Raw genomic sequence first — 26,141 nt, forward strand, 5'->3', positions numbered from 1 at the left:
AAAGAATAAACTTCCAATATTTTGTCTGCTATCGACTCTCTTGTTGTTAATAGCTATTTAGACATCATATTTTGCATCATATGCTGAAATGTTGATAATGGGAGAAGTGCCCGCAAAAAGAAGGCTAATTTGGTAGAGAAATCACTTCTGTATCTTAGCTTTGAGCTTTTGCTGTTGACAGCCCGGAATATCGTTTTTGCATCTATGGCCGGATTGTATCCTTTTGTATAGCCATCTGTGAGAGACTTGTACCATTTGCCGAAGCTTTCTTTGTAATCATCCGGATATTTCTCAAGAGGCAGGTTTTGTATCGATTGATAAAGGTTGGTCTTGACAACTCCCGGTTCGATGATTTTTAAATTGATATTGAAGGGTTTCAATTCGTAGCGGAGGCTCTCCATAAAACCTTCGATTGCCCATTTTGACGTATGATATACCGATTGGAAAGGAAATGTCAACCTGCCTGCGATGGACGAAACTGTTACGATTGTTCCTGCTTTTCTTTTTCTGAAATGAGGTATTAGAGCTTTCGTGACGTTTATTACACCCTTGATATTGGTGTCGATAACATTCCCGATGGTCTCTTCTTGGGTCAATTCTATCGGATTTGTTGTATAGATTCCCGCATTGTTTACTAATACGTCTATCTTTCCATACCTCTCCAAGACCTCTTGTATGCATTCTTCTATGGAGTTTTTATCTTTGACGTCCATCCGGAAATACTCGATATTTGGCAATGCTTCGGCTTTGTCTGCATTTTGCATGTTGCGCATGGTAGCTGCGACGTTCCAGCCGTTTTCGGCGAACAGGATGGCTGTTTCTTTTCCGATACCCGAGGAGGCTCCTGTAATCAGTATTGTTTTCATCATTGTCGTTTTTTTTTGATTTATAGTCACAAAGCTACAACGACAGCGATTCCCGGTTACTTGATATTTGTTAGGAAAATCTGTTTCCTGATTCTGCTCAAAGATTCTGGCTTGATACCGATATAGGAAGCTATGTATTGAATAGGTACATTCTGCACCAATGCCGGGTCTTCCTTCAAAAGCTTGGCATATCTTTCTGTTGCATTCAGCGTAAGTTGGTCGATAACGCGTTGCTCTTTCTCCAGCAAGAAAAATTCCATTATCTTACGACCGAATTTTTGCCATTTGGCCGAACTGTTATAAAGGGATTCCAAATCGTCCTTGGATATGTGTAATAGCTTGGCATCCGTTATCGATTGCAATATTTGCTCTGATTGGGTATTATACAAAAAGCTGGATAATGCTGTCGAAAAATGTCCGGGTATTATCAAATGGATAGTTTGTTCTTCTGCATCTTCCGACATCGTATAATACCTCAGATATCCCGAATCGACGAAATAGGCGAGGCTCGACTGGTCGCCCTCCTTTATCAGAATCTCGTTCTTTTTACAACAATAGGGCTTAAATAGTGACCTGATAATCTCTTCGTCATCATCCGTCAATGGGATAAAGGTGGTTATCTTGGCAATTAATTTGTCGTACATAATGAGAGCAGCCTTTTAATGAATGATAAAGTTAGGGGAAGAATATAAAAGCAACCCTATTGTAGAGTTGCTTCCCTTTTTGTTTTAGTCAAACATCCTGCGGAAATGACTGAATATCTTTTCTTTAATCGAAGGGCTCGGTTTGAAGTTTTCCGATTGGCTTAGTTCTTCCAAAGCTTTTTTCTCTTTGTCAGACACTTTTTCAGGGACATAAATACTTATATTGATAAGCAAGTCGCCTGTGCCGTAACGATTTACACTCGGAAGCCCTTTATTCTTCAAGCGGAGTACCGTTCCGGGTTGTGTTCCTGCATCGACGTTGATTTTCACCTTCCCGTCTATGGTCGGAACTACAACGCTGCCACCCAAAGCGGCAGTTGTAATATCCAACAGGAGATTGTAAACGACATCGTTGTCATCGCGGAACAACTCAGGATGTGCTTCTTCCTCTACCAGAATCAATAAATCCCCGTTAACACCGCCGTGACGAGCAGCATTTCCTTTGCCACTCAACGACAATTGCATGCCTTCGGCAACTCCGGCCGGAATATTGATGGTGATTACTTCCTCTTCGCGAAGGATGCCTTCACCTTGGCAATGGGAACATTTCTTCTTGATTTCCTTACCTTCGCCCTGACAAGTCGGACAGGTCGATTGTGTCTGCATCTGCCCCAGAATGGTGTTGACAACGCGTGTCACCACTCCCGAACCTTTACAGGTCGAGCAAGTTTCGTATGCTGTGCCCCCGTCTGCACCTGTTCCGTGACAGTGCGAGCAGGAAACGAACTTCTTGACTTTAATCTTTTTCTCTACGCCTTTGGCTATTTCACTCAGGTTGAGTTTTACCTTCACGCGCAGATCAGAGCCACGGTTGACGCGCGGGCCTCGTTGTCCGAAGCCTCCGAACCCACCGAAATGCCCTCCGAATATATCGCCGAATTGCGAGAATATATCATCCATTGAGAAGCCTCCGGCATGACCTCCGAATCCGCCCGGCGCATCATGTCCATAGCGGTCGTAGCGGGCACGTTTGTCTTCGTCTCCTAATATTTCAAAAGCTTCGGCAGCTTCTTTAAATTTATCTTCGGCCTCTTTGTCTCCCGGATTTTTATCGGGGTGATGTTGAATAGCTTTTTTACGATATGCTTTCTTTATCTCTTCGTAAGTTGCCGAACGCGAAACTTCCAGCACTTCGTAATAATCTCTTTTTTTCGCCATTTGTTATTATATAGGTATGTGGTATGGATTGATTACTTTGCAACAATCACTTTCGGATAACGGATTACTTTGTCGTCGAGGGTATAACCTTTTTGTACACAGTCGATAACCTTGTCTTTGTCATCCTCTTTCTGAGCCGGAATGGTTGTGATCGCTTCGTGCTTATCTGTATCGAAGGCATGCCCTATAGTTTCGATTTCTTTCACTCCATGCTTGGTGAGGAAGTTCTTGAATTTGTTGTAGATCAGATCTACCCCCTCTTTTACGGCATTTACATCTTCGGCCGTAGCGATGTTTTCGAGTGCCCGTTCAAAATCGTCAACAACTGTAATCACATCTACCAAAACCTTTTCGCTTCCACTCTTGAGCAAGTCTGCCTTTTCTTTGAGTGTGCGTTTACGGTAATTATCGAATTCGGCAGTCAGACGCAGATAAGAATCCTGTAGTTCTTTATTTTTAGCTTCGAGTTCCGCCAAAGTGTCACTTTCCAATGATTCAACTACTTCCTCCGGCTGCTCATTTGTCATATTTTTCGGATCTACTGTTTCTTCCGATTCTTGTTTCTTATTTTCTTTTTCCTCTTTCATATGATGATATTTGTTTTATTTACAGTATATTATAAGAACACTTGACGGGCGTTGATTGTTTACTCGCCGATTATTCTCCTATCTATCAACAAAAGTCTTGCCAAAAGGAAAGGCTCGCTACAAATTAGCAGCAAGCCTCTTAAATATCTTATACCGATTACTTCTTCTCTCTCAAAGCAGCAAAAATAAGTCCTTCCAGCTCTTCTGCCAATTCAGGATTGTCTTTGATGGTATCTTTTGCTGCTTCGCGTCCTTGCCCCAACTTAGTCTCGTTGTAGCTGTACCACGAGCCGCTTTTCTTGATGATGCCCAATTCTGCCCCTAAGTCGATAATTTCGCCCGAGCGCGAGATACCTTCGCCATACATAATGTCGAATTCGGCTTTGCGGAAAGGAGGCGCTACTTTGTTCTTCGCCACTTTTACGCGGGTTTGGCTACCTTTCACTTCGTCTCCGTCTTTCAATTGCCCTATGCGGCGGATATCTAAGCGGACAGATGAATAGTACTTCAAAGCATTACCACCGGTAGTCGTTTCGGGTGAACCGAACATTACCCCGATTTTGTCGCGCAACTGGTTGATGAAGATACAAACCGTATTCGTTTTGCTGATAGCTGCTGTAAGCTTACGCAGTGCTTGCGACATCAGGCGCGCTTGCAATCCCATCTTCGAGTCGCCCATGTCGCCTTCCAATTCGGCTTTAGGAGTCAATGCCGCTACCGAGTCGATGACGAGGATGTCGATAGCCGACGAGCGTATCAGTTGCTCGGCAATTTCGAGCGCCTGCTCTCCACTGTCGGGCTGAGAAATCCAAAGGTTGTCGATATCGACGCCTAACTTCTCTGCATAGAAGCGGTCGAATGCGTGTTCAGCATCCACAAAGGCTGCAATGCCGCCCAATTTCTGAGCTTCGGCAATAGCGTGGATAGCCAGTGTCGTTTTACCCGACGATTCAGGGCCGTATATTTCTATCACACGTCCACGCGGATAACCGCCTACGCCGAGAGCTGCGTTCAACGCGATAGAGCCTGTCGGGACAACAGCTACTTCGGTCACTTCTTCGTCGCCCATCTTCATGATAGAACCTTTACCGAAGTTCTTTTCTATTTTGTCCATTGCCGCTTGCAATGCTTTCATCTTTTCTGCATTTGGTGCTGCCTTTGCAGCCTCTTTCTTTTCTTCTGCCATGCTGTTTATTCTTATTTTGAGTTTAATATTTGTTGAGCGTGTTCTTTGGTCTTGATTTCTTTAGGGCCTATGACCTTTTCTATAATCCCTTCCTCGTTTATCAGGAAGGTCGTACGGTTAGTGCCCATATAGGTGCGTCCCATAAACTTCTTCTCGCCCCAGACACCGAATGCGTTAACCAGCTTCATGTCCGTGTCGGCGATGAGCGGGAAGGGTAGTTGCTGCTTCTCGATGAACTTCTGATGCGACTTTTCGCTGTCTACGCTGACGCCTACTATCTCGTATCCGGCTTTGCGTAACTCCTGAAAGTTGTCCCTGAAACTGCAAGCCTCTGCCGTACATCCCGGCGTACTATCTTTCGGGTAGAAATAGAGTACCAGTTTCTTGCCGGCGTAGTCGGATGCTTTCACTTCCTTTCCGTCTTGATTGTTTCCCAGTATAGCCGGGATCTTGTCTCCTACCTGTAATGCCATTGTTTCCCTCCTTATTCTTCTATCTATGCATTTATTTTGCTGTCTCGAACCATTTGTCGTTTACCTGCGGCACATAGTGTTCCATCTTGCCCAGAAGCTTTTCGATGTCGCTGTCGACCAGCAACATGTGCTTGTACTCGGGTTTCAGGAACTTGTTTTCGGCCATCTGGTCTATAAAGGTGATGAGCGCATCGTAGTAACCGTTGATATTCAACAGCCCGATAGGCTTTTGGTGCAGGTTGAGTTGTGCCCACGTAAGCACTTCGAATAGTTCTTCCATCGTCCCGAATCCGCCGGGTAAGGCTATGATGGCATCGCACCGCTCAAACATCATTGTCTTGCGTTCGTGCATGGTAGACACTACGTGCGTTTCGGTCAGCCGGGGATGGGCAAGTTCCTTCTTGTTCAGGAAGGTAGGGATGATGCCTATCGCTTCCGTTCCTCCATCCAGTGCACCGTCGGCGACAGCCCCCATCAATCCTACATGCGCTCCTCCGTACACCAAGCCGTAGCCCCGTGCAGCGATAGCTTTGCCCGTAGCGTAAGCCTGTTGCATGTAGCTGTTGATGCCGCCTTCGGACGATCCACAGAAGACAGTGATATATTTCATATGGGTAGCTGGATTCATCAGAGCAAAGATAGTAATTATATACCAATCCTCACCCCTTGGAAGTGTAAAAGATATTCACAATCAGCGACTATTTAGAATTACACAAATGTGTCACTTTTTTGTCACCCTTTTGTTACTTTTGTTCCTTGTTAATTCTCTTATTATAAATGTGTTAATGTTAAAAAGGTATACGCGAAAACAGTGTTTTTCAAGAGGTTACTTTTTTATTATTTTTGTCATGCTGAGCGAAGCGAAGCATCTCGTCACGTTAGCGGAAAGAGATCCCTCGCATCCGCTCGGGATGACAAAATCCCGAAAAAGTAACAATTCTCTACTCGTTTTGCCCGTTTTTTAGCGTGGTTACTTTTTTATTACTTAACTAAAAATACATAAGGGAAACAGCCCTCGCGAACTGCCTCCCTGTATAGATAAAGTTGTTTAAATCTTGTAACTCGTAACTTGTAACTGCCCGCAGGGCGAAGTAGCTGTTTATCAGTCTTTCTTGCAGCGGACGGAACAGAAGATGTTCCTAGTGGAATAATATCGACTGACTTTCTCACCGTCATAAAAGACAGTGCGTGTCATTGCATTCGATGGAGTGTCGTAACCGCTCGCACTCCACAAATGTGCCCTTTGGCCATAGTCGCGAGTATAGAGAGCGAAGTAGCCGGTAAGCAAAATATTCATGCCGGGCTGCACTCTGGAGTTGATAACGTTAGAGGCACCGTTGCTGACATAAGTTGATTGACCAGGAGTCGGACAGCTATCTTTCATACCCTTGCCATGACCATTAGTAGCTGCACCGCGCACACCCATAAAACCAACAGTGATAGTACCGTTAGCGTCAACCAAACTGCTATATTGACTGGTATTTGTATTTATTTCCTGTTCTAATTGTGTCCACTCTACATCGCTTGGCAAGTGCCACCCGTTAGGGCAGATGCCTTGTATATTAGCTGTCTGAGGAACACCTGCTTCACTATCATTGATCTCGAAATTTCCAGTAGCGTTGATTTCGATACCAGCTAAATCGTAGCGCCCTTTTCCGTTGGTTGCCGCTGCCCAATTATAAAGCAGTCCAAGACGTTTATTGTCGTCATAGGTGGTGGAAGTAGTAGGTGTTAGTGGATAACACCAAAGAGGCTCGGAATCGCTAGATGTACTAGAGGGAACTGCGATACTTACCCCAAAGGCTCTGTTCACTTGTGCATCATCGCCGGTGCGTCCACTACTGGCAAAAGTGGTAGCTGCCAAGTTGGTAATCATCCATCTGCCGGCAGTTGAGCCAAAGTAGCCCGAAAGAAAAATATTGCCATCCTGATCTCGGTGCCAGGCGCTTCCAGTAGTTGGATGCGGAGTATCAATGCCTTTGGCTGTATCATCCGCGTCACTTACTTTTACTTCGGCCACACCAGGAAAACCTGCCAATACAGCCCATCGACTCATTCCTATTCCGGCATCTATATCTTGCCCTAAGTATTGCCACTCTGTCCCATCAAAAACATATATGCCTTGATAGATAAGGTTTGCTCCGCAAAAATTATCTATAGCATTATATACCACCAATCCTGTGTGGTCGTTCAATACCCAATTGCCCGTAGCGCCGATAGAAGCCGATAATTCAGCTGGAGTAGTAGGTTTCAGGTTGGTTAACTCCACTCGCGGAAGGTTCAACCCTTTGGTGGTAGTGGCTCCTTCGGTCAGGTCGAGTAATGCGCCTGCGCGTGGTGCCTGGTTGCTGCCGATGGTTACTTGTGCAAATAGGTTTGCTGTACATAATGTTAAAGTTATGAATGCGGTAATAACCTGTGTTAGTTGCTTAAATTTCATATGATTCTGTTATTAATGGATAAATATTGTTGGTTTTATAGCTGTTAGCTTTGTCATCCCGAGTGGGTGCGAGGGATCTTCTTCGGGTTTTGTGTAGGGGCAGACCTATGTGTCTGCCCGATATATTGGTTTGCGGGCGCACACGCAGATGCGCCCCTACAAAAGTTCTATTGTTAACTGATAACTGCTCACTGTTAATTGTAAAATAACCCCTCGCTCCCCCTCTTGCAGAGGGGGCTGGGGGGAGGTAGGTACGGCAATCACTGCCCGGAATACCCCTGACATTAACACAAGCATTCGGGCACCCCCTCCCTACCTCCCCCACAAGGGGAGGAGATAGGAAAAGAGTGTATATTTTTACTCCCCCTCTGCTGGAGGGGGACGGGGGGAGGTGAATTTTATTAGTTGAAAATTTGGATATATCCCCCAAAAAGGTTATATTCCGTGTGTGTGTGTGTGTGTGTGTGTGTGTGATTGTAGATAATTAACCATACTGGTGTATAGTTTTTTAACTAAAAAAAAGATATATTTCTCCTGTTTGTGATTCATCGCTACAAAGGTAATACGTTTTTTGTATTATCCAAAAAATAAACGAGGTCTGAAATTTTCAGACCTCGTTTACGAATATGTTTATTGCTTATTTTGCAGCATTTTGCGCGTCTTGGATCATCTTCTCATTAGGGAGGATATAGATTTCTACACGGCGGTTCTGCGCTTTACCGGCAGCTGTGCTGTTGTCGGCAACAGGCAAAGAAGAGCCTAAACCTTGCGATGCCATACGGTTACCCGATACACCCTTTGTCAGCAAGAAGTTGTATACCGACTGGGCGCGTTTTTCCGATAGAGGAATGTTGATTTGGTCGTTACCCGAACTGTCGGTGTGGCCATAGATTTCAACATCCGTATCAGGGTTGCTTATCAATGATTGAGCAAAGCTTGTCAATGCACTTTGAGACGAAGTGTTCAATGTACTTGAGTTAGTTGCAAACAGGATACCCGATTCGAACGTAACTTTGATAGCTTGTCCATCGTGGATAGATTCTACCTGAGCTCCGTTGATTTGCTCGAGTTCTTTCTTTTGTTTATCCATTTTGTTTCCGATGATAGCACCTGCACCACCACCTACAACGGCACCTACTCCGGCACCCCAGGCAGCGCCTTTGCCACCACCGATAAGAGCACCTACTCCGGCACCAAGAAGGGCACCTGCACCTGCACCTATACCGCCGCCCTTGACGGTATTGCTTGAATTACAGCTCGTTGTTGAGAAAATAACAGCTATGCTGAGAACGATAGCTGCCAATACTGATAAATTTTTCATACGATTAATAAATTAGTTTAAAAATTTGATTATTTAAAATTTGTGTCTATTCAAACATTCCGATAGATTCGCAATACGCCAGTTCTCCCTGCACGATAGAGGTCACTTCTTCGGCCGTAAAATCGCGTGCGCCATCCTTCTTCGTATTTTTCAGGATGTAGGCGATCATTTCGTCTTCGTCGACTTCCACAATGGTATCGTCGTCCGTTTGTTCGTCCATCAATCCTTTGCTGTCGTAGAAGTCGTAAACGATGTCGATGATGTAGTTGATATCGTCGTCGTTCAAAGTTTCCTTCATTTCCTGCGAAAGATAATTCCGTATATATTTTACGGCATCATCTTCGTCGTACTGCAACATGTCTTTTTCTTTACTCATGATTTTTTGTATATATTTCCGATACAACTATAACAAAGATATGAAACGGGATGTTCAGTTCTTGTGATTATTTTCTGCATCGAGATGTTAGACTTTGTAAAAGTGCAAAAGGTTTAATCCTGTCATGATTTTTTCCATAACAAAACTGCCAGAACAATCAGCGGAACTATCATGATGCCGATGTACAGGCCGTGTGCGGACAATACGCCGGGTGCGAACAGGATGGTAAGCAGTAGCCCTGCTGCTGCTCCTCCGAGGTGGGCGTCGTGACCGATATTATCCGAATTGCTGCGCATGCCATATATCGAATATCCCAGATAGAGGATTCCGAAGAGCCATCCGGGAATACGTCCCGGAATAAAGAGTAACCCGATTTGCGCATTCGGCACCAAAGCGATAGCGGCAAAAAGGATTCCGACCACACCTCCCGAAGCTCCGAGCGCCAGATAATAAGGCTCGCGCCGATGCACAAAAAGCGAGAGTAGTCCACCGCACAAAACCGATGCAAAGTAGATGACGAGATAGCGCCATGCCCCAAAGGCTTCGACAATGATGTCCGAAAAGAAGTACAATGTCATCATGTTGAAGATGAGATGCATCCAGTCGCCATGAAGGAAGGATGAGGTAATCAGGCGATACCATTGTTTATCCCGCAATACAGCTCCTACGTTGAATATCAGTTTGTTGTTCAAGTCTCTGTTGCTGAAACCCATAACGCTTGTTATGCCGGTGAGGATAATGATTAGGTATGGTATGTATTGCCCAACGTTCATATAACTTCAAATGATATATTTGTTTCGTGGGCAAAGGTATAAAAATTATTTCAGATAGCATTAAGCCTCCTGTGTATAACGTGAAATTGCTGTGTATAAGATAGTTAATCTGATTGGTGTTGCTTTGTGCAGCCGGATTCCGGTATGTCGCTTTTGTCTGTCAGATTATCTGAATTTTTACTTCTCTATAAATAAATATAGATAAACAGCCTTTTTTTTATTTGAGAAATGGGTTTTGTCTTCATCTTTTCCTAACTTAGAGAGGAAATTATATCGATAAAAAATGAAATTAGATAAACGCAATGTTGTATTGACAGGCGCTTCTGCGGGGATAGGACTGGAATTGTTGAAGCGATTGGTTCTATATCCCGACCTGAAGGTTATAGCTGTGGCGCGGCATGTAGATAATTTGCCTGTGATAGAGGATGTTGTGTATCCTTTTGCTGCGGATGTGAGTACGCAGAAAGGGGTAGATGCCGTCTTTGACTATGCGCAGAAAGTTTTTGGGGAGGTCGATGTTTTTATTGCCAATGCAGGCTTCGGATATGCAGAAGAATTGAAAGCTGCCGATTGGAATCACATCGAACAGATATTTTCCTTGAATGTTTTTTCTCCCGTATATGCATTGGAAAGGCTGGTGGCAGCGGGTGGTGAAGGGGAGAAAGCTTTTGTGTGTACCATATCGGGCGCAGGATTGGCGGCTCTTCCGTATTATTCGCTCTACTGTTCGACCAAGGCGGCTTTGCATCATTTTGTCGAAACCTACCGCTACGAAAAACCGTTAAACCTGCAACTGTCGGCCGTGTATCCGGTTGCTACCCGGACTGCTTTTTTCGATAAGGCATCGCAGAAAAATAAGTTTCCGTTGCCTTTTCCTGTCCAAGATGCAGAGACGGTGGCGCGGAGAATAATCAAGGGTATAGAAAAGGGAAAGAAGCGGATATACCCGTCGCGCCTGTTCAGGCTATTCTATCCGATAGGACGGGCGTTTCCTTGTCTGATGAGGTTGTATTCGTTGATGGAGAAGAGAAAAACAGCGAAATACTTTTAACGGATTAATTGTTTTCTTTAGGTGTCGCAACAATGATTGCCCCGCTTTTGAAAGCATCAATCAAGGCCTGCTGTTCTTTTACGATGTTTTGTAATAAAGAAACCTGATCGCGGAGAAGCTTGTTTTCTTCTGTCAGCGAGTTTATTGTCATTTCGTTGTAATGTATCTGCGCTTCGTTTACCTTATTGATGCTTGCCTGATTGTATTCTTCCTTTTCGGGCGCAGATTCTCCGGTCAGTAACCACTGTAGATCTATATTGTATGCAGCGCAAAAGTTCGCAGCCAGTTCGGTGCTCACTCCCATGCGGCAGCCCAATATTTCGGAAAGGTTAGTCTGTCCTATACCTAAAGTTTCAGCTATCTTTTTCTTCGATACGCTGGGTGTCGATTTTTTCAGAGAAATAACACTCTCAATAAAACGCTTGTTTATAGCGCTTTTGGTAATACCCATTGCTTTGTAATTTTATTTTTCTGAATAAATATTTTTCTATTTCAGAAATTATGTATAACTTTGCATTGTTGATATGCACAACGTCTCAAAGATAATAAATTTATTTATTACAGACCTCTCATGGCCAAAACAATCATTATTAAAAGGACTTCCTTGCCTGATTTTTTACCTCACGGATGGAAAGCAGAGGTGGCACGGACATTAGGCGTGCACCGCAATACCGTAAAAAATGCGATTGAATTAGGAAAAGGAGAACTATACGAGCGAATTAAACAGGTGGCTATACAGAAATGGGGTAAAATTGAAAACGACTGATACCTGTGTGTAGCCCGCACGACAATGAAAGACCCGCTATGACAAACTACAAGACTCCCAGCCTTATGCACCTTGGGCGGAGGATAGTAATGATTATCCTCCTGCTGTTTCTTCTGTCAGGCTGCAAGTCTGAAAATAATAAGCTGTATGTTGTAACCTATTCGGCGGAAGTGTATTCGCGCAAAAATACTCCCGTTTTTATTATGTATCGCGATGCCAAAGGGGAATATCACTATGAAGAAACTACCCGGCGGGTGTGGCGCAAAGATATCGTATTCGATATGCAGGGCATGCAGGCTTCTTTGCTGGTCATGCCGCGATATACGTTTCCCGATGATGACTTCGCTTTTCTGTTGCCACACAACGATAACATCGCAGTCGCCGGACGTATATCCTGCAACGGAAAATATGTAGATGAATGCTCGGAGACGGTCGTATCAATTAGTCTCTTTCTTCGCTGATACGCTTTTGGGCTCTTGTTTGTCGCGATCCTTTTTCTCTCTTGCGTCCTCTTTCTCATAGGCTTCCACAATGCGCTGTACGAGGCTGTGGCGGACAATATCCTTCTTGTCGAACTCGACATGCCCGATACCTTTCACGCCTTTCAATATACGCATAGCATGTTTCAAACCCGACATTTTCGACGGCGGGAGGTCTATTTGCGTAATATCTCCTGTGACAATCATTTTGGCATTCATCCCCAATCGGGTAAGGAACATCTTGATTTGCAGGGTAGTCGTATTCTGCGCCTCATCCAGAATGATGACAGCATCGCTCAACGTGCGTCCGCGCATAAAAGCCAGAGGAGCTATCTGGATGGTTTTATTTTCGATATAATCTTTCAGCTTCATTGGCGGAATCATATCCTCCAACGCATCATAGAGCGGCTGCAGATACGGATCGATCTTATCCTTCATATCGCCCGGAAGGAATCCCAGATTTTCACCGGCTTCTACGGCAGGGCGGCTGAGGATGATCTTTTTCACCTGTTTGTTCTTCAATGCCTTCACTGCCAGAGCGATGGCTGTATACGTTTTACCCGAACCGGCCGGCCCCAATGCAAATACGAGGTCGTTCTTATCGAACATATCGGTCAGGAGTTGCTGATTGGGTGTGCGTGCAAAAATCGGCTTCCCGTTGATGCCGTATATAATCAGGTTATCCTGCGTTACCACGTTTGGCGTTTTTCCTTTTACGATGTCGATGATAGCGGCTTCGCCCAGCATATTACGCTCGGCGCTGAATTTCTCTAATTCGCGTATCTTTTCCTCAAAGAGAGGTACCTCTTCGGCATTTCCTGTTACCTTAATGACGTTTCCCCGTGCCATTATACGGAGCTTAGGAAAGAGTGTTTTGATGAGTTGTAGATTTGCATTATTGATCCCGAAAAAAACGACAGGATCTATATTCTCTAAAATTATTATCTGTTCTATCATTCAAATTTATTAATCAACATTTTACCATAAACTGTTTTTCGGTTTGTCGGGTAATATAATGGCATTTTTTGAGCAATTCCAAAGATACATATTTTGACCGAAACAAAATCATCTCTTTATAATTTAACAATCGATTGGGGCGAGTTGTTTAAGCGAAAATCGCTTACTTCTTTACTATTTACTATCTTTGCCCTATAAAAGAATGTTATGCAGAGGGACGAAACGCTTATACATAAAGAGCTTGAGTTTATTTTTCCCGTTATCAGCGGAAAAGTTTCGATGGCTATCAACCGGCTTATGAGCCGCAATTTTCGCAAAAACGGACTGGATATAACCCCCGAACAGTGGACGGTTCTGGCATTTCTTTGGCGGGAAGACGGCTTGTCGCAGCAGCAGTTGTGTGATGCTACATTCAAGGATAAACCGAGTATGACGCGTCTTATCGACAACCTCGAGCGGCAGGACTATGTGGTTCGCAAACCTTCGCCGACCGACAGGCGCTCCAACCTGATTTATACGACCGAAAAAAGCCAGTCGATACGCGAGCAGGCGAATAATGCCGTATTCGACGTAGTAGATTGGGCATTGAAAGATGTGTCGGATGATGATTTTGTGCAGATGCGCCAATTGATGCACGTTATATTCGGCAATATTCAGGAGGCGCTGGAAAAATAATCGCCTTACTCTTTTATAATCAAATCCATATAGATAGGCAGATGGTCGCTCGTCCCGCCTAAATACTTGTACCCCGAATAGGTGCGGAAAGGCTTCGCGCCGCCATATTTTACATCTTCTTCGAGCAGGAAATCAGCCTTGTAGATATGTGCCGAAAAGTCTTTTACCTGCGTTTTACTTCTCCCTTTCAACAGATTGCCGCTGACAACAAACTGGTCGACATATTGCCATTTACCCCTGTAGCGGTATGAGCCTTGATTTTTATCGTCAATCCTGTGCAGGAATAGATTGTACAAATTGTTGGTCTCCTTTTTCTTGTGTAGGCTTTGCGCTTCCAATATATGTTGCATGCTTACGTCGTCGGGGTAATCGTTGAAATCTCCCATGATAATCACATTCGGATTTCTCCGCTTCGCCAATACCTTGTCGACCTGTTTCCGAAGCAGTTTGGCGGCGATTATCCGGTAAGGCTGTGTGCGTTTTATTCCTTCGTTGCGCGATGGGAAATGGCAGACAAAAACATCGAGCGTGTCGCGGTTGACAATCAATCCCGTGACGTGCAATATATTACGTGTGTGCTTGGTGCTATCGTCAAAAACGGGTGTGTATTCTTTGGTCGATAATACCTTCATCTCGTCGCGTTGGTAGAGTAGGGCGACATTTATGCCTCTGTTGTCCTTCGATTGGCTTATCAGGTACTCGTATTTGTGCTTTCTTAGCGGCGAACGCTTACACAAATCGAACAGGACGGAATCGTTCTCTACTTCGCACATGCCGACCAACGCCGGAGGGTAACCATTGCCAACGCTGTCGATAACATTGCTCACCGCTTTCAGCTTCTCCCAATAACGATAATTCGACCAGCGTTGCGTACCTTCGGGCAGAAAGGCGTCATCGTTGGTATTCGGATTATCTTTCGTGTCGAACAGATTTTCCACATTATAGAACATGATGCGAAAATCACCTTGAGCATAGCTACTCAAAGTGATAATAAATAATAGCGACAATAGCAGAATCCTATTCATACCATTCGTAACATCCTATATCGGGAGCCGAATCGCTCAACCGCGATATGCCACGCAAATCGTTGGGAGCGGAAGCCGAATAAGCTGCATTGGCTTTGTCTTTGGCGGCAGACGATGCCTGCAACGAGAAATCACATTCGTAATATTGATTTGTTCCCGTCAATACAAATTTCGGGTCGAGATTCCAGTAATTGCTTACGAAGTGGCTGTTCGATAGTTCTTCTTTGTTCTTTATCAGACAATTAATAAACTGATAATTAGTCAGCGAGGTATTTATTCCCAATTCGCTCGAAAGCGAACCATAGACAATGGAATTGATGAAATCGCATTGTTGCATGCTCCCCGTTTCATCCTTCAAAACAACAGCTTGCTCAAAACGCGGCGAGAAGCGGTAGTAATTGGCTATGGTACAATGCAGAAACGAATATTTTCCTCCGTCTAAGTCCAGTACCGCCATTCGCGCATTCGTCAACTGGCAGTTGACGGCGTCTATATCGCAATCCGTTGCCGTCAGAACGTTTTCCGAAGCGTTGTGTATGATGGCGTTTCGCAACGAAGCCTTTTTATTGGAGGTGTTGGACGGTAGAAATTTCAATCCTGTTACGGTGTTTCGCACAATGACATTCTCCAAACGGTTGTTATAGCTCTGCGGATGGAATACGATTCCCTGCCAAAGCCCCGAAACACGGTCGTAAGGGATGTTTCCGTTGTAATAATCCAACCGGTCGCCGCGGAATATAACGGGTTGCCTGATAAGCCCTTGCGCATCTAACTCTCCGTACACCTGAACAGACGCTTTGTCGTGGAAATACAATTCCACTCCTTCCTTTATCGTCAATGTAGCGCCATTGTCAACCCTTATCGAATCGTAGACCAGATAAGGTTTCGTTGCAGTCAGCGTTGTATCTGCCGAAAAGGTTTTGCCTTTCCATTTATGCACATCCCGCCCGATGGCTTCGAGGTAAACATACTGCACATTTCCGTTGGTCACGAAGCGGATCGAATCCCTTATCAATACAGGATTGTTAGCATTCAACGGATCGACTGTCACTTGCAGGAAACCAAAAAGGCTATCCTTTCTCAGAATATCCACATTGGTAATGCGCGTACCCGGCTCGCCGTCGATATTCATGCGGAAGCCGCTTTGCTGCGGATTCACGATTTCTATCGATTCGATAGTCAGCGATTTATTATTCCTGTTATATATCTTGAAATACTGCGTAGACGAACCCACCGTCGTGAATACGGTATCGAAACTGATCGTATCCCTCCCGAAAGTCAGTTTGAGATCGGGCGCACCCGAGAAATCATCGCTCTCGGTACATGCATAGAATAGCGAAAGAAATAACAGCGGAACGAATAGGATATATTTTATACTTTTCACTATGAATTAGTTATAAACTGCAAACGCCATCGGACGAACAAGACTTGCCGCCTTTGGTTACATCTTTCTCACCTTTGGCTACGCCCGATTTCTCCCATTCGGCAAAAGATTCGGTCAGTATTCGCAAGTATTCTTCCGGCTCTACTGCGCCCTGTGTCACATATTTATTGTTGAACAGATAGAACGGGATATATTCGAGGTTCAGCCCGTTTTCGCTGTAATCCATATCCTTTTCTATCTCCGACAGGTATTTTTTGCTGTCGAGCATTTTCACTATTTCGTCCTCTTTTATTCCTGCTTCCGTACCAATACGAACAAGCACTTTCCGATCGCTTACGCATTCGCCGTCGGTGAAGTAGGCTTTGAACAGTGCCGTTCCCACTTCGTTTTCTTTGCTGTGCACCTGCGCCAACTTTATCAACCTCAAGGCGTCGGAAGTATTGGTTACGACCAATTTGTCGAAGTTGAATTTTAATCCGGCATCGGCAGCCAATTGGGCAACCTTGGCGGCATCGCTTTTAGCCTCTTCGACCGAATAGCCGTGTGCCTCAGCGAAGTATTCGTAGAATGATTGGTTTCCTGCCGATTTAGGCAGAGCCGGATTCAGTTCGTAGCTGTACCAGACCAGCTTGATTTTGTCCCGGTGTGGGAATTGTGCCAACGCCGCTTCAAACTTTTTTTTGCCAATATAGCAATAAGGGCATGCTATATCAGACCACACTTCGACGATCATTTTATCGGACATGATAACTTCCTTTCAATAATTTATTAACTTGTTATTTTGCAGGGATATTTTTCAGAACATCTACCAATAGATCCCACCATTCGGCAACCGATGGTATATTCACGCGTTCGCCCGGAGAATGGGCTTCTGTAATCGTAGGGCCAAACGAAATCATATCCAGATGTGGGTATTTCTCGAGGAATAATCCACATTCCAATCCGGCATGGATAGCCATTATCTTGGCATCTTTGCCGCCCGATAGCTTTTTGTACGATTCCTGTGCCACCTTCAATATCTTAGAGCTTGGATTCGGCTTCCAACCCGGATAACCGCCCGAAAATTCCATTTTCGCTTTTGCCAGCGTATATGCCGATTCGATTACGTTGCCCAAGTCGGCTTTCAACGATTCGGTCGAACTGCGGATGCTTGTTTTGACTTCGATTGTATTATTTTCTTTCATCTTCACCGATGCCAGATTCGACGATGTTTCCACCAAGCCGGGAATGTCGTGGCTCATGCCGTACACCCCGTGCGGACTTACGTATAAGGCATTCAGCAGATTGTTCTTTGTCTCGTTGTCTATAATGGTAGCAGGCGCTTGAGTTGATTCTACCGTCAGCTTCACACCCGGATCTACCGCTTTCAATTCCGCTTCTACCTCTGCCGCTAAAATGTTGGCTGCCACGGCAACGCTTTCTTTCTTGTTATATGGTACGCCTGCAATAGCATATGCTTCGCGCGGAATGGCATTGTGCAGGTTGCCACCGTTGAACTCGGCCAACACCAGCGAATATTCCTTGTTCAGCGTCCAAAGGAAGCGGTCGAGTATTTTGTTGGCATTGCCTAATCCTTTGTGGATTTCCGAGCCGGAATGGCCTCCGCTTAGTCCGTTTACCTGCGCTTTGAACCAGAAATAATCTTTCGGTGCCGCTTCGGGTTTATAGGTGAATGTGATAGTTGCCACCTTTCCTCCGGCGCAACCGATATAGATTTCACCCACTTCTTCGGTATCTAAATTGAGTAGGATTTCGCCTGTCAGGAAGTCATTATTCAATGCGTAAGCCCCTGTCAGACCTGTTTCCTCGTCTACGGTGAACAGGCATTCCAGCTTAGGATGCACCATGTCATCGGCAGCCAATACGGCTAAAGCCGCAGCCACGCCGATTCCGTTGTCGGCTCCTAAAGTGGTTCCCTTAGCTTTTAGCCAATCGCCGTCGATATAAGTTTCTATCGGATCTTTGTCGAAATCGTGTACCGTATCGTTATTTTTCTCGCACACCATATCCACGTGTCCTTGCAGGATAACCGTAGGGCGGTTTTCCATTCCTTTGCTTGCGGGTTTTGTTATCAACACATTGCCAGCCTCGTCTTTCTTGGTTTCTAAACCGTGTTTTTTAGCAAAATCGAGCAGGTAAGCGATGATTTTCTCTTCTTTCTTAGACGGATGCGGTATTTGGCAAATCTCGTAAAAATAGTTCCAAACAGCTGTTGGCTTTAAATCTTTTATAGTCATGTTATTATAGTGTATTTATTGATTTAGTTCAATGCTTTATTATTAATCTGGCATAATCAAAACAAGTTTTGTTTCTGCTCTTGCTACTTCGGACGTTCTTTTATATTTAGACGCATAGCCCAAACAAATATACATTTTATTTTCATACATCTTTTCTTCCATAAATAAAATATATCATAAAACAATCTTGTCTATAATCTGATTGAATGAATAAAATGATACTTTGCACTCCTAAATTAACGGATTTTCTGCTTTGTTTTCTTACTTTTTGTTTATATTTGTTCGCATCAAATTACCAGATAAGCATGAAAAACAATGATGCCGAGGCTATTAATCGAATCACTTGTGTTATCTCTATAATCCTGTCAAGATGGTAACAGTTGAATGTATAAATATACAACAGGCTAAAGAAATATTATCCACCGGGGATGCTCTCCTGCTGGATATTCGTGATAAAGAGGATTACGAAGAAGATTACGATCCTGTATCCTATCATCTGACTAATGAAAATATCAAGGCTTTTATTCGCGATACACCGAAAACAAAACCGTTGATAGTTATGTGCTACCACGGAATCAGTAGCCGTCAGGTTGCCCAATACTTGGTAAATGAGGGATTTGAAAAAATATACAGTCTGATTGGCGGCTATGAGTTGTGGAAAAATGATATGTAAACTGACTTTATTTTGTTAAAATGATTTTCATTTGAACTAAAGTTAATATATTTGTCTTCTTTTTGATTGAAAAATAAAAAGTATAACTAAATAATATATCCTATCAATATAGAATAAAAATGCAAGATAATGTTAAAATCAAAGACGTCAACGATATTGTAATACGCTTCTCCGGCGACTCCGGCGATGGTATGCAGTTGACAGGGACTATCTTCTCCAATCTTTCGGCGATTTTCGGGAACGAGATTTCTACTTTTCCTGATTTTCCGGCCGAAATACGTGCTCCACAAGGGACATTGTCAGGCGTTTCGGGCTTTCAGGTGCATATCGGTAAAGGAATATACAATTCCGGCGATAAGACTGATGTGCTTGTTGCCATGAACCCTGCTGCCCTGAAAGTGAATACGAAGCATCTGAAAAAGGATTCGGTCATTATAATAGATACCGATTCATTTGAGAAAAAGGACTTGGAAAAAGCCTTGTTCACGACGGACGATCCTTTTCTCGAGTTAGGGTTGACTACGCAACCGCTCATCGCTGTGCCTATCTCGGGATTGACGCGCGATAGCCTCGCCGATTTCGAGCTGGATATGAAATCGCGTATGCGATGCAAGAATATGTTTGCGCTCGGCTTGGTTTGCTGGTTGTTCAACCGCCCGGTGGATGTGGCTAATAATATGCTGTCGGCTAAATTCTCCAAGAATCCGACGGTTGCCGAAGCCAATCTGAAAGTGTTGGCGGATGGATTCAATTACGGACAAAACCGCGATATGACTGTGCCGACCTACCGTGTGGAAACAGTGAATGTCGAAAAAGGTTTCTATATCGACGTGAACGGTAATACCGCAGCAGCATACGGATTGATAGCTGCTTCCGAAAATTCGGGTAAGCCTTTGTTTTTGGGTTCATATCCGATTACACCGGCGACAGATATTCTGCACGAACTGGTGAAATTCAAACAATTAGGTGTAAAAGCCATTCAGGTAGAAGACGAAATTGCCGGAATTTGTACCGCTATCGGAGCCAGTTTTGCCGGTTCGTTGGGCGTTACTACTACATCGGGTCCGGGCTTAGCCCTCAAAAGCGAGGCGTTGGGATTGGCCGTTATGGCCGAATTGCCTTTGGTTGTAGTAGATGTGCAACGCAGTGGCCCGTCGACAGGTATGCCTACCAAATCGGAACAGACCGACCTTCGTCAGGCGCTATATGGACGGAACGGCGAAAGCCCGCTTGTGGTGGTAGCTGCATCCAGTCCTACCGATTGTTTCGATATGGCTTATTGGGCTGCTAAAATTGCGATGGAACACATTACGCCTGTTATCCTGCTTACGGATGGCTATATTGCAAACGGTTCGTCTGCGTGGCGTATTCCTGATATGAGCAAATATCCGCCGATCGTACCGCACGATGTGACACAATATAAAGGTGACAACTGGCGGGCTGCCATCCGCGACGAGGAAACATTGGCTCGCTATTGGGCCGAGGCCGGTATAAAAGGCTTTACGCACCGCACGGGAGGATTGGAGCGCGACTACGAAACGGGTGCTATTTCGACCGATGCGGATAATCACCAGAAGATGACGGATATCCGTCAGGCAAAAGTTGATAAGGTAGCCGATTATATCCCCGAATTGGAAGTGATAGGTGACGAAAGCGCCGAGCTCCTTGTTGTGGGGTGGGGTGGTACTTACGGACACTTGCGTGATGCTGTGGAACAAATGAACAAAGCAGGCAAAAAAGTGGCTTATGCGCATTTGCGGTTTATCAGTCCGTTACCGAAGAATACCGAGCAGGTATTGAAAAAATATAAGAAAGTGATTGTTGCCGAGCAGAATAACGGGCAATTGGCAGATTATCTGATGGGAAAAATCGAAGGCTTGAAACTGATACCATATAATAAGGTGGAAGGGCAACCGTTCGAAGTAGCCGATTTGATAGATGCTTTTACAAAACAATTGGAGGATTAAGACAATGACAAAGATAGATGCAGAAACATTGAGATATCAACCGAAAGATTATAAAAGCGACCAATATGTGCGCTGGTGTCCGGGTTGTGGCGATCATGCCTTGCTTAGCTGCTTGCACAAAGCTATGGCGCAATTGAATATAGAACCGCACGAAACGGCTGTGATTTCGGGAATCGGTTGTTCGTCCCGTTTACCTTATTATATGAATACCTATGGCTTTCATACCATTCATGGGCGTGGGGCGGCAGTAGCTACCGGGGTGAAAACGGCTAAACCCGAGTTGTCTGTATGGCTTACGACGGGCGACGGCGACTGTCTGGCCATCGGTGGTAACCACTTTATACACATGGTGCGCCGGAATATCGACATCAATGTGTTGTTGATGAATAACAAGATATACGGTCTGACCAAAGGACAATATTCGCCGACGAGTGAGCGTGGTTCGAAAACTAAATCGTCGCCTTTTGGTACAGTAGAAGATCCGTTCCGCCCGATCGAACTGGCGCTGGGTGCGCGGGGAACATTCTTTGCCCGCTGTATCGATGTGGACTTGTCGAACGCAACCGACGTATTGGTTGCTGCCGCCAAGCATAAAGGGACATCGGTGGTGGAAGTGTTGCAGAATTGTGTCATCTTTAATAATAATGTACACAAGAGCGTGACCGATAAGGCCTCGAAAATAGAAAATACCATCCTCCTGAAACATGGAGAGAAAATGCTTTTCGGACAGGACAATTCCAAAGGTCTTGTGCTCGATGGCTGGAATATCAAGGCCGTGACAATCGGTCAGGATGGCTATACGCTGGATGATGTCTTGGTGCACGATGCGCATACACAAGACAGTGCTTTACACATGAAGCTCGGACTGATGTCGCCCGAAGATAATGGCTTGCCGTTGGCTTTGGGGGTTATCCGCGATGTGGAGGCATTGGTGTACGACGAAGAGGTGACTAAGCAGATAAAAACTATACAGGCGAAAGATCCTGTGCGTACATTGACCAATTATCTGATGACAAAAGATGTATGGGAGGTAAAATAAGATTCGTATTGCTGTTTGCGTTGCTTTCTTTTTTTGTCCCGGAAGCATATTCGCAGGCCTGCGGAGGTGGAACGTTTACTTTCTGCTTCTATATGCCGCAGGGGACAAATGTAGACGAGATGACTTACAACGTTTACCGGCTAAACTCGGAAAAGGAAATCGATGAATTTCGGTTCGCTTATGTCGATCGCCAGTTAGATTTAGAGCGCGGTTCGGTCATTGATAACAGTATCATCGATAAATTCCTGAAAGAACATCCCGATGTAGCGGAGTTTTATTTGTATAAAAATCCGGATCCCGATGGCTTCCCGTATCTCAAAGGGCGCGATCCTGCCGCTTCGCAGGTTGTCCGCGACGGGAAACTGGAATTTATGACAATCGAGACAGGTTATACACCTTGCATACTGAAAGTGAATTATGGCGCAAGCTATTTTTATGTGGTAGCCAATCTGTATGGCGGCTGCAACCGTACGACGGAAATTGTTGTGCGCGACAATGGTACTGCCGTAGTCGTTATTCCAAAGGATTACCGGGAAGATTGAGTGGGATGCAGAATCGTAGCAAATAAGCAGTTTATCTGAACTATATAAAAACGGTAAGAGCAATTTTTTGCTTTTACCGTTTTTTGTATTTGCCTTTCTTTCAGCTATAAAATTCAATTTCTGTAAATGATGAAAATAAACCGGAATAAAAATTTGCAAAAAAGAAAAATCGCATTATCTTTGCATTCGCTAACGCGAAAGTAGCTCAGTTGGTAGAGCACGACCTTGCCAAGGTCGGGGTCGCGGGTTCGAATCCCGTCTTTCGCTCAAATGTGACAACGGTCACATTTTTTTTTCGAAAAGAAAAGCGCACGTGGTGGAATTGGTAGACACGCTACTTTGAGGGGGTAGTGGGCGTAAGCCTGTGTGAGTTCGAGTCTCGTCGTGCGCACTGAAAGGATTTCAAAAGGATTGGAATCCTTTTTTTATTTTACGGATTTCTTGTTTTTAAGACGGACGCTTTTTCGCCTTCAAAGAAATGATACTATCATTCCGGCTGATAGAAAAAATCTTCGGTATACAGCTGCTCGGGTGAAAGGTCGGACGGCGGCACTCCCCCCGGTATGTGATAGAATCCACTAAAAAGATTATTTCATCTTCCTTACTGAAATTATACTTTCCGTATACACTTCTGAAGCAATCGTTGCCGCAGGGGGCGCTGTAATAGCTGATGAAATTGGCAGAATCCACAAAGTTGACAAAATTCCCGTAATGATATTTTCCTTCCGGCAAAACAGGAATAGCTGTTAAAGTGTACTCTGTTGTTGCAAAATCCAAGCATAATAGCTGGCTGGTGTGCCAGCATGTTTCGTTGAGGTAATTTGCTGGTTTTGTGCTCTCTTCATTTTTGCTTTGGTGGTTGCACGAAACAAAAGCAAATACGAGAATAGATAGGGCGAAAAAGTATTTCATGTCGTTTTATAAAAAAGAATTTTACTCGTAGATATGTTTTTTATGAAAATTCCATAAAAATATAGATAAAAGTTCCTATATCCTAAGATTTTTATTACTTTTATCCCTCGTTATTGTAGCAGTATTGTTTTGTTACCATAACACCGAAGTTAACCCTGAAATAACCAACCTTGTAGTATTTGTTTATCCTTTTGTGATAAATGGAAGGATAGAGATTTGTAATATAGAAATCTAATTTTTGTATTAACGCTGTTAGCGTACAGCAAATAATAACTTTTATTATTATATATGTATTAACCCATGAATAAACAAACATCTTATTCAAACTCTCAAACATTCTGGCTTGTAGCCTTACGCGTACTTATAGGATGGCATTTTTTATACGAAGGTCTTGTGAAAATATTAAGTCCGGGTTGGAGTGCTTATCCTTATCTGATGGATTCAAAAGGCTTTATGTCAGGTGTATTCGAATCCATTGCGATGAATCCGGATTTGTTAACAGTAACTAATTATGCCAATATGTATGGCCTGGCGATTATTGGTCTGGCACTTATCATTGGCTGTTTCTCCCGTTACGCATCCATCGCAGCAATTGTTTTCTTAGCCATGTATTACCTTTCGCATCCGCCTTTTATCGGAGCCGATTATATGATGCCTAACGAAGGATCGTACTTGTGGGTAGATAAAAACCTGATCGAAATGGTTGCCGTCATAGTACTTATTTGTTTCCCTACCTCACACATTATAGGTGTCGACAGATTAATATTCAAACCTAAAAAAAGCATTGCATAACCAGCATAGATATATTCACATATGAAATCGGAAGAAAAAAATACTCCTGAAGGAAAAGACGAAAATAAAAACAACAATACCGAACAACCCAATCAAGGGAGAAGGGACACCCTGAAAACATTGGCGACATTGCCCGTGTTAGGGGCAGTAGCCTATGGGGTGTACAAAAAACAAAAATATACCAATACACGTCGCGATGTGAGCGATGTATTCAGCCTCAGCAAAGAAAAAGCCAAAATAGCCCCTTTGAAAGAAGGTGGAGAGACAATCCGCATTGGAGCAATCGGATTTGGTGGACGTGGAAATTACCTGTTGCGTGCAGCCGGATTTGCGACGCCTGAGCATTTGCAGAAGTGGATTGATGCAGCTAAAAAAGATAAACGCCATACCCGCTATAAAGACTTTAAAGAGCAGGAAGACCTGAATATCCAATTGGTAGCTGTATGCGATATCTTTGACACTTTTGCCGAAAACGGGCTTGCCGCCGGAGCGAATATTTATCGCGAAGGTGTCGGCGGTAAAATGGGACCTGCTCCTAAACGTTATCGCCACTACAAAGAATTGCTTGCCGATCCTGAAATCGATGCTGTGATAATATCCACACCCGACCATTGGCACGGCACTATGGCAATGGATGCAGCCAAAGCCGGCAAACATGTGTATTTGGAAAAACCACTTTCGTGGACAGTGCCTGAAACCTATATGATACGGGATGTTATCAAACAAACCGGAATTGTTTTCCAATTAGGGCATCAGGGACGTCAGATAGAAAGTTACCACAAAGCAAAGGAAATTATCGATAAAGGCTTACTTGGACCTGTCTCTTTGGTGGAGGTTTGTACCAACCGTAACGACCCGAACGGGGCATGGGTGTACGACCTGCATCCGGATGCAAGTCCCGAGACTATCGACTGGGAACAATACGAAGGAGATCCCGAGCGGATAAAAGAATACATGGATTATATGACCAAGTATAATCTGGCGAAATATGTAGGCCCGGAAGACCGGAGCCAGTTCAGTCGCGAACGTTTCTTCCGTTGGCGTTGCTGGTGGGATTATAGTACCGGATTGAGCGGAGACTTGCTGACGCACGAATATGATGCCATCAATCAGTTGATGGGAGTCGGTATTCCGCATTCGGCAACCTCTTCGGGTGGAGTCTATTTCTTCAAAGACGGACGTACCGTGCCGGACGTTTTGCAGACAACATTCGAATTCCCGGATAAAAACATGACCATGCTTTACAGCGCCACACTTGCGAGCGACCGCAGCCGTGGTAAGGTAATCATGGGACATGATGCATCTATGGAAGTAGGCGATACGTTGACTGTGAAAATAGATCCGCGTTCGACACGTTACAAAGAAAAAATAAAACAAGGCATTATCAAGCCTAACGTTCCTTTCTATACTTATGTTCCGGGCAAAGACAATGTGGATGCAGTGACTTCTGCTACCGAATTGTATTTTGCTCAGCGTGGACTTTTATATTCTTATCTTGGTGGTAAACGCTACGATACGACGTTCTTACATGTACGCGAATGGCTCGAAGCTATCCGCGATCGCAACAAGAAAGTATCCTGCGGTATAGACGAAGCCTTCGAAGAAGCTATCTCGGCACATATGGGTACACGTGCTTACCTCGAAGGACGCACGATGTATTGGGATAAGGACAAGGAAGAAATTGTCAGAGGGTGATTACTTCCAAACCCGCCCGGGGCGCAAGCGCTTGTAGCTTGTGATTGCCCGGAGGCGTAGTAA

Annotated in this window: 28 protein-coding genes and 2 tRNA genes; 12 read left to right on the forward strand and 18 right to left on the reverse strand. The window is 44.4% G+C overall.

Annotation, left to right across the window (positions count from 1 at the left end):
* Positions 1 to 53: 53 nt before the first annotated feature.
* From D0T66_RS05325 to D0T66_RS05375, 11 genes are all read right to left on the reverse strand, one after another.
* A complete protein-coding gene (locus D0T66_RS05325) occupies positions 54 to 869 on the reverse strand; it encodes an SDR family oxidoreductase (RefSeq protein WP_163356209.1) in 816 nt (271 codons plus the stop codon).
* Between the two features lie 53 nt (positions 870 to 922).
* Positions 923 to 1,510, reverse strand: a complete 588-nt coding sequence (locus D0T66_RS05330; protein WP_163356210.1) for a Crp/Fnr family transcriptional regulator — start codon at positions 1,508 to 1,510, stop codon at positions 923 to 925.
* 84 nt (positions 1,511 to 1,594) lie between these two features.
* On the reverse strand, positions 1,595 to 2,728 hold the full coding sequence (dnaJ, locus tag D0T66_RS05335; RefSeq protein WP_163356211.1) for a molecular chaperone DnaJ: 1,134 nt from the start codon (positions 2,726 to 2,728) through the stop codon (positions 1,595 to 1,597).
* Between the two features lie 32 nt (positions 2,729 to 2,760).
* The gene (locus D0T66_RS05340) at positions 2,761 to 3,315 is read right to left on the reverse strand and encodes a nucleotide exchange factor GrpE (protein ID WP_163356212.1); all 555 of its coding nucleotides are present in this window, start codon (positions 3,313 to 3,315) and stop codon (positions 2,761 to 2,763) included.
* Between the two features lie 157 nt (positions 3,316 to 3,472).
* Entirely contained in the window at positions 3,473 to 4,501 is a 1,029-nt protein-coding gene (recA, locus tag D0T66_RS05345) for a recombinase RecA (RefSeq protein ID WP_163356213.1), read from the reverse strand.
* An 11-nt stretch (positions 4,502 to 4,512) separates the two neighbouring features.
* On the reverse strand, positions 4,513 to 4,974 hold the full coding sequence (bcp, locus tag D0T66_RS05350) for a thioredoxin-dependent thiol peroxidase (RefSeq protein ID WP_163356214.1): 462 nt from the start codon (positions 4,972 to 4,974) through the stop codon (positions 4,513 to 4,515).
* A gap of 31 nt (positions 4,975 to 5,005) precedes the next feature.
* Complete coding sequence (locus D0T66_RS05355; protein WP_255489717.1) at positions 5,006 to 5,602, reverse strand: TIGR00730 family Rossman fold protein; 597 nt, start codon at positions 5,600 to 5,602, stop codon at positions 5,006 to 5,008.
* A 474-nt stretch (positions 5,603 to 6,076) separates the two neighbouring features.
* On the reverse strand, positions 6,077 to 7,414 hold the full coding sequence (locus tag D0T66_RS05360; protein ID WP_163356215.1) for an FISUMP domain-containing protein: 1,338 nt from the start codon (positions 7,412 to 7,414) through the stop codon (positions 6,077 to 6,079).
* 637 nt (positions 7,415 to 8,051) lie between these two features.
* Positions 8,052 to 8,735, reverse strand: coding sequence for an OmpA family protein (locus D0T66_RS05365; protein WP_163356216.1), 684 nt, complete (start codon positions 8,733 to 8,735; stop codon positions 8,052 to 8,054).
* A gap of 46 nt (positions 8,736 to 8,781) precedes the next feature.
* Positions 8,782 to 9,111 carry a hypothetical protein gene (locus D0T66_RS05370; RefSeq protein WP_163356217.1) on the reverse strand — a complete coding sequence of 110 codons (330 nt, stop codon included), beginning with the start codon at positions 9,109 to 9,111 and terminating at the stop codon, positions 8,782 to 8,784.
* Positions 9,112 to 9,233: 122 nt separating this feature from the next.
* Positions 9,234 to 9,884 (reverse strand): rhomboid family intramembrane serine protease, encoded by a 651-nt coding sequence (locus D0T66_RS05375; protein WP_163356218.1) that lies wholly within the window; start codon positions 9,882 to 9,884, stop codon positions 9,234 to 9,236.
* Between the two features lie 283 nt (positions 9,885 to 10,167).
* On the opposite strand from D0T66_RS05375, the gene D0T66_RS05380 reads away from it, so the two are divergent.
* Entirely contained in the window at positions 10,168 to 10,935 is a 768-nt protein-coding gene (locus tag D0T66_RS05380) for an SDR family oxidoreductase (protein WP_163356219.1), read from the forward strand.
* 4 nt (positions 10,936 to 10,939) lie between these two features.
* Here the strand turns inward: D0T66_RS05380 and D0T66_RS05385 are convergent, their stop codons facing one another.
* Positions 10,940 to 11,386: a helix-turn-helix transcriptional regulator gene (locus D0T66_RS05385; protein ID WP_163356220.1), complete on the reverse strand. Its 447-nt coding sequence runs from the start codon at positions 11,384 to 11,386 to the stop codon at positions 10,940 to 10,942.
* 120 nt (positions 11,387 to 11,506) lie between these two features.
* Here D0T66_RS05385 and D0T66_RS05390 point away from each other — a divergent pair, with 120 nt between their 5' ends.
* A complete protein-coding gene (locus D0T66_RS05390) occupies positions 11,507 to 11,701 on the forward strand; it encodes a hypothetical protein (protein WP_163356221.1) in 195 nt (64 codons plus the stop codon).
* A 38-nt stretch (positions 11,702 to 11,739) separates the two neighbouring features.
* Positions 11,740 to 12,162, forward strand: a complete 423-nt coding sequence (locus tag D0T66_RS05395; RefSeq protein ID WP_163356222.1) for a hypothetical protein — start codon at positions 11,740 to 11,742, stop codon at positions 12,160 to 12,162.
* On the opposite strand, the gene D0T66_RS05400 is transcribed toward D0T66_RS05395, so the two are convergent.
* The gene (locus D0T66_RS05400) at positions 12,139 to 13,137 is read right to left on the reverse strand and encodes a PhoH family protein (RefSeq protein ID WP_163356223.1); all 999 of its coding nucleotides are present in this window, start codon (positions 13,135 to 13,137) and stop codon (positions 12,139 to 12,141) included. The genes D0T66_RS05395 and D0T66_RS05400 overlap by 24 nt on opposite strands.
* Positions 13,138 to 13,344: 207 nt before the next feature.
* Between D0T66_RS05400 and D0T66_RS05405 the strand changes: the two genes are divergently transcribed.
* The gene (locus tag D0T66_RS05405) at positions 13,345 to 13,812 is read left to right on the forward strand and encodes a MarR family transcriptional regulator (RefSeq protein ID WP_163356224.1); all 468 of its coding nucleotides are present in this window, start codon (positions 13,345 to 13,347) and stop codon (positions 13,810 to 13,812) included.
* Positions 13,813 to 13,817: 5 nt separating this feature from the next.
* Here the strand turns inward: D0T66_RS05405 and D0T66_RS05410 are convergent, their stop codons facing one another.
* The 4 genes from D0T66_RS05410 to D0T66_RS05425 are packed head-to-tail and all read right to left on the reverse strand — an operon-like array spanning position 13,818 to position 18,458.
* Positions 13,818 to 14,837 carry an endonuclease/exonuclease/phosphatase family protein gene (locus D0T66_RS05410; protein WP_255489722.1) on the reverse strand — a complete coding sequence of 340 codons (1,020 nt, stop codon included), beginning with the start codon at positions 14,835 to 14,837 and terminating at the stop codon, positions 13,818 to 13,820.
* A complete protein-coding gene (locus tag D0T66_RS05415; protein ID WP_370520762.1) occupies positions 14,830 to 16,221 on the reverse strand; it encodes a choice-of-anchor Q domain-containing protein in 1,392 nt (463 codons plus the stop codon). The genes D0T66_RS05410 and D0T66_RS05415 overlap by 8 nt, the downstream gene beginning before the upstream one ends.
* A gap of 10 nt (positions 16,222 to 16,231) precedes the next feature.
* Positions 16,232 to 16,966 carry a DsbA family oxidoreductase gene (locus tag D0T66_RS05420; protein ID WP_163356225.1) on the reverse strand — a complete coding sequence of 245 codons (735 nt, stop codon included), beginning with the start codon at positions 16,964 to 16,966 and terminating at the stop codon, positions 16,232 to 16,234.
* Between the two features lie 31 nt (positions 16,967 to 16,997).
* Positions 16,998 to 18,458, reverse strand: a complete 1,461-nt coding sequence (locus D0T66_RS05425; protein WP_163356226.1) for an aminoacyl-histidine dipeptidase — start codon at positions 18,456 to 18,458, stop codon at positions 16,998 to 17,000.
* 370 nt (positions 18,459 to 18,828) lie between these two features.
* On the opposite strand from D0T66_RS05425, the gene glpE reads away from it, so the two are divergent.
* From glpE to D0T66_RS05455, 6 genes are all read left to right on the forward strand, one after another.
* Positions 18,829 to 19,131: a thiosulfate sulfurtransferase GlpE gene (gene glpE, locus D0T66_RS05430; protein ID WP_163356227.1), complete on the forward strand. Its 303-nt coding sequence runs from the start codon at positions 18,829 to 18,831 to the stop codon at positions 19,129 to 19,131.
* 119 nt (positions 19,132 to 19,250) lie between these two features.
* A complete protein-coding gene (locus D0T66_RS05435) occupies positions 19,251 to 21,098 on the forward strand; it encodes a 2-oxoacid:acceptor oxidoreductase subunit alpha (RefSeq protein ID WP_163356228.1) in 1,848 nt (615 codons plus the stop codon).
* Positions 21,099 to 21,111: 13 nt separating this feature from the next.
* Positions 21,112 to 22,137 carry a 2-oxoacid:ferredoxin oxidoreductase subunit beta gene (locus D0T66_RS05440; protein WP_370520765.1) on the forward strand — a complete coding sequence of 342 codons (1,026 nt, stop codon included), beginning with the start codon at positions 21,112 to 21,114 and terminating at the stop codon, positions 22,135 to 22,137.
* Positions 22,122 to 22,679, forward strand: a complete 558-nt coding sequence (locus D0T66_RS05445) for a hypothetical protein (protein WP_163356230.1) — start codon at positions 22,122 to 22,124, stop codon at positions 22,677 to 22,679. Before D0T66_RS05440 ends, D0T66_RS05445 begins: the two co-directional genes overlap by 16 nt.
* Positions 22,680 to 22,873: 194 nt before the next feature.
* A tRNA-Gly gene (locus D0T66_RS05450) sits at positions 22,874 to 22,946 on the forward strand.
* A gap of 40 nt (positions 22,947 to 22,986) precedes the next feature.
* A tRNA-Leu gene (locus tag D0T66_RS05455) sits at positions 22,987 to 23,070 on the forward strand.
* Positions 23,071 to 23,126: 56 nt separating this feature from the next.
* Here D0T66_RS05455 and D0T66_RS05460 read toward each other — a convergent pair.
* Positions 23,127 to 23,591, reverse strand: a complete 465-nt coding sequence (locus tag D0T66_RS05460; RefSeq protein ID WP_163356231.1) for a hypothetical protein — start codon at positions 23,589 to 23,591, stop codon at positions 23,127 to 23,129.
* A gap of 300 nt (positions 23,592 to 23,891) precedes the next feature.
* Here D0T66_RS05460 and D0T66_RS05465 point away from each other — a divergent pair, with 300 nt between their 5' ends.
* A complete protein-coding gene (locus tag D0T66_RS05465) occupies positions 23,892 to 24,383 on the forward strand; it encodes a DoxX family protein (protein ID WP_163356232.1) in 492 nt (163 codons plus the stop codon).
* A gap of 21 nt (positions 24,384 to 24,404) precedes the next feature.
* The gene (locus tag D0T66_RS05470; protein WP_163356233.1) at positions 24,405 to 26,078 is read left to right on the forward strand and encodes a Gfo/Idh/MocA family protein; all 1,674 of its coding nucleotides are present in this window, start codon (positions 24,405 to 24,407) and stop codon (positions 26,076 to 26,078) included.
* Positions 26,079 to 26,141 lie beyond the last annotated feature (63 nt).

The organism is Dysgonomonas sp. 25 (assembly GCF_010501075.1).
Taxonomy (GTDB): Bacteria; Bacteroidota; Bacteroidia; order Bacteroidales; family Dysgonomonadaceae; genus Dysgonomonas.

Coding starts and splice junctions, on each gene's coding strand:
- D0T66_RS05325 (WP_163356209.1), bottom strand. CDS start 869: ATGATGAAAACAATACTGATTACAGGAGCCTCCTCGGGTATCGGAAAA.
- D0T66_RS05330 (WP_163356210.1), bottom strand. CDS start 1,510: ATGTACGACAAATTAATTGCCAAGATAACCACCTTTATCCCATTGACG.
- dnaJ (WP_163356211.1), bottom strand. CDS start 2,728: ATGGCGAAAAAAAGAGATTATTACGAAGTGCTGGAAGTTTCGCGTTCG.
- D0T66_RS05340 (WP_163356212.1), bottom strand. CDS start 3,315: ATGAAAGAGGAAAAAGAAAATAAGAAACAAGAATCGGAAGAAACAGTA.
- recA (WP_163356213.1), bottom strand. CDS start 4,501: ATGGCAGAAGAAAAGAAAGAGGCTGCAAAGGCAGCACCAAATGCAGAA.
- bcp (WP_163356214.1), bottom strand. CDS start 4,974: ATGGCATTACAGGTAGGAGACAAGATCCCGGCTATACTGGGAAACAAT.
- D0T66_RS05355 (WP_255489717.1), bottom strand. CDS start 5,602: ATGAATCCAGCTACCCATATGAAATATATCACTGTCTTCTGTGGATCG.
- D0T66_RS05360 (WP_163356215.1), bottom strand. CDS start 7,414: ATGAAATTTAAGCAACTAACACAGGTTATTACCGCATTCATAACTTTA.
- D0T66_RS05365 (WP_163356216.1), bottom strand. CDS start 8,735: ATGAAAAATTTATCAGTATTGGCAGCTATCGTTCTCAGCATAGCTGTT.
- D0T66_RS05370 (WP_163356217.1), bottom strand. CDS start 9,111: ATGAGTAAAGAAAAAGACATGTTGCAGTACGACGAAGATGATGCCGTA.
- D0T66_RS05375 (WP_163356218.1), bottom strand. CDS start 9,884: ATGAACGTTGGGCAATACATACCATACCTAATCATTATCCTCACCGGC.
- D0T66_RS05380 (WP_163356219.1), top strand. CDS start 10,168: ATGAAATTAGATAAACGCAATGTTGTATTGACAGGCGCTTCTGCGGGG.
- D0T66_RS05385 (WP_163356220.1), bottom strand. CDS start 11,386: ATGGGTATTACCAAAAGCGCTATAAACAAGCGTTTTATTGAGAGTGTT.
- D0T66_RS05390 (WP_163356221.1), top strand. CDS start 11,507: ATGGCCAAAACAATCATTATTAAAAGGACTTCCTTGCCTGATTTTTTA.
- D0T66_RS05395 (WP_163356222.1), top strand. CDS start 11,740: ATGACAAACTACAAGACTCCCAGCCTTATGCACCTTGGGCGGAGGATA.
- D0T66_RS05400 (WP_163356223.1), bottom strand. CDS start 13,137: ATGATAGAACAGATAATAATTTTAGAGAATATAGATCCTGTCGTTTTT.
- D0T66_RS05405 (WP_163356224.1), top strand. CDS start 13,345: ATGCAGAGGGACGAAACGCTTATACATAAAGAGCTTGAGTTTATTTTT.
- D0T66_RS05410 (WP_255489722.1), bottom strand. CDS start 14,837: ATGAATAGGATTCTGCTATTGTCGCTATTATTTATTATCACTTTGAGT.
- D0T66_RS05420 (WP_163356225.1), bottom strand. CDS start 16,966: ATGTCCGATAAAATGATCGTCGAAGTGTGGTCTGATATAGCATGCCCT.
- D0T66_RS05425 (WP_163356226.1), bottom strand. CDS start 18,458: ATGACTATAAAAGATTTAAAGCCAACAGCTGTTTGGAACTATTTTTAC.
- glpE (WP_163356227.1), top strand. CDS start 18,829: ATGGTAACAGTTGAATGTATAAATATACAACAGGCTAAAGAAATATTA.
- D0T66_RS05435 (WP_163356228.1), top strand. CDS start 19,251: ATGCAAGATAATGTTAAAATCAAAGACGTCAACGATATTGTAATACGC.
- D0T66_RS05445 (WP_163356230.1), top strand. CDS start 22,122: ATGGGAGGTAAAATAAGATTCGTATTGCTGTTTGCGTTGCTTTCTTTT.
- D0T66_RS05460 (WP_163356231.1), bottom strand. CDS start 23,591: ATGAAATACTTTTTCGCCCTATCTATTCTCGTATTTGCTTTTGTTTCG.
- D0T66_RS05465 (WP_163356232.1), top strand. CDS start 23,892: ATGAATAAACAAACATCTTATTCAAACTCTCAAACATTCTGGCTTGTA.
- D0T66_RS05470 (WP_163356233.1), top strand. CDS start 24,405: ATGAAATCGGAAGAAAAAAATACTCCTGAAGGAAAAGACGAAAATAAA.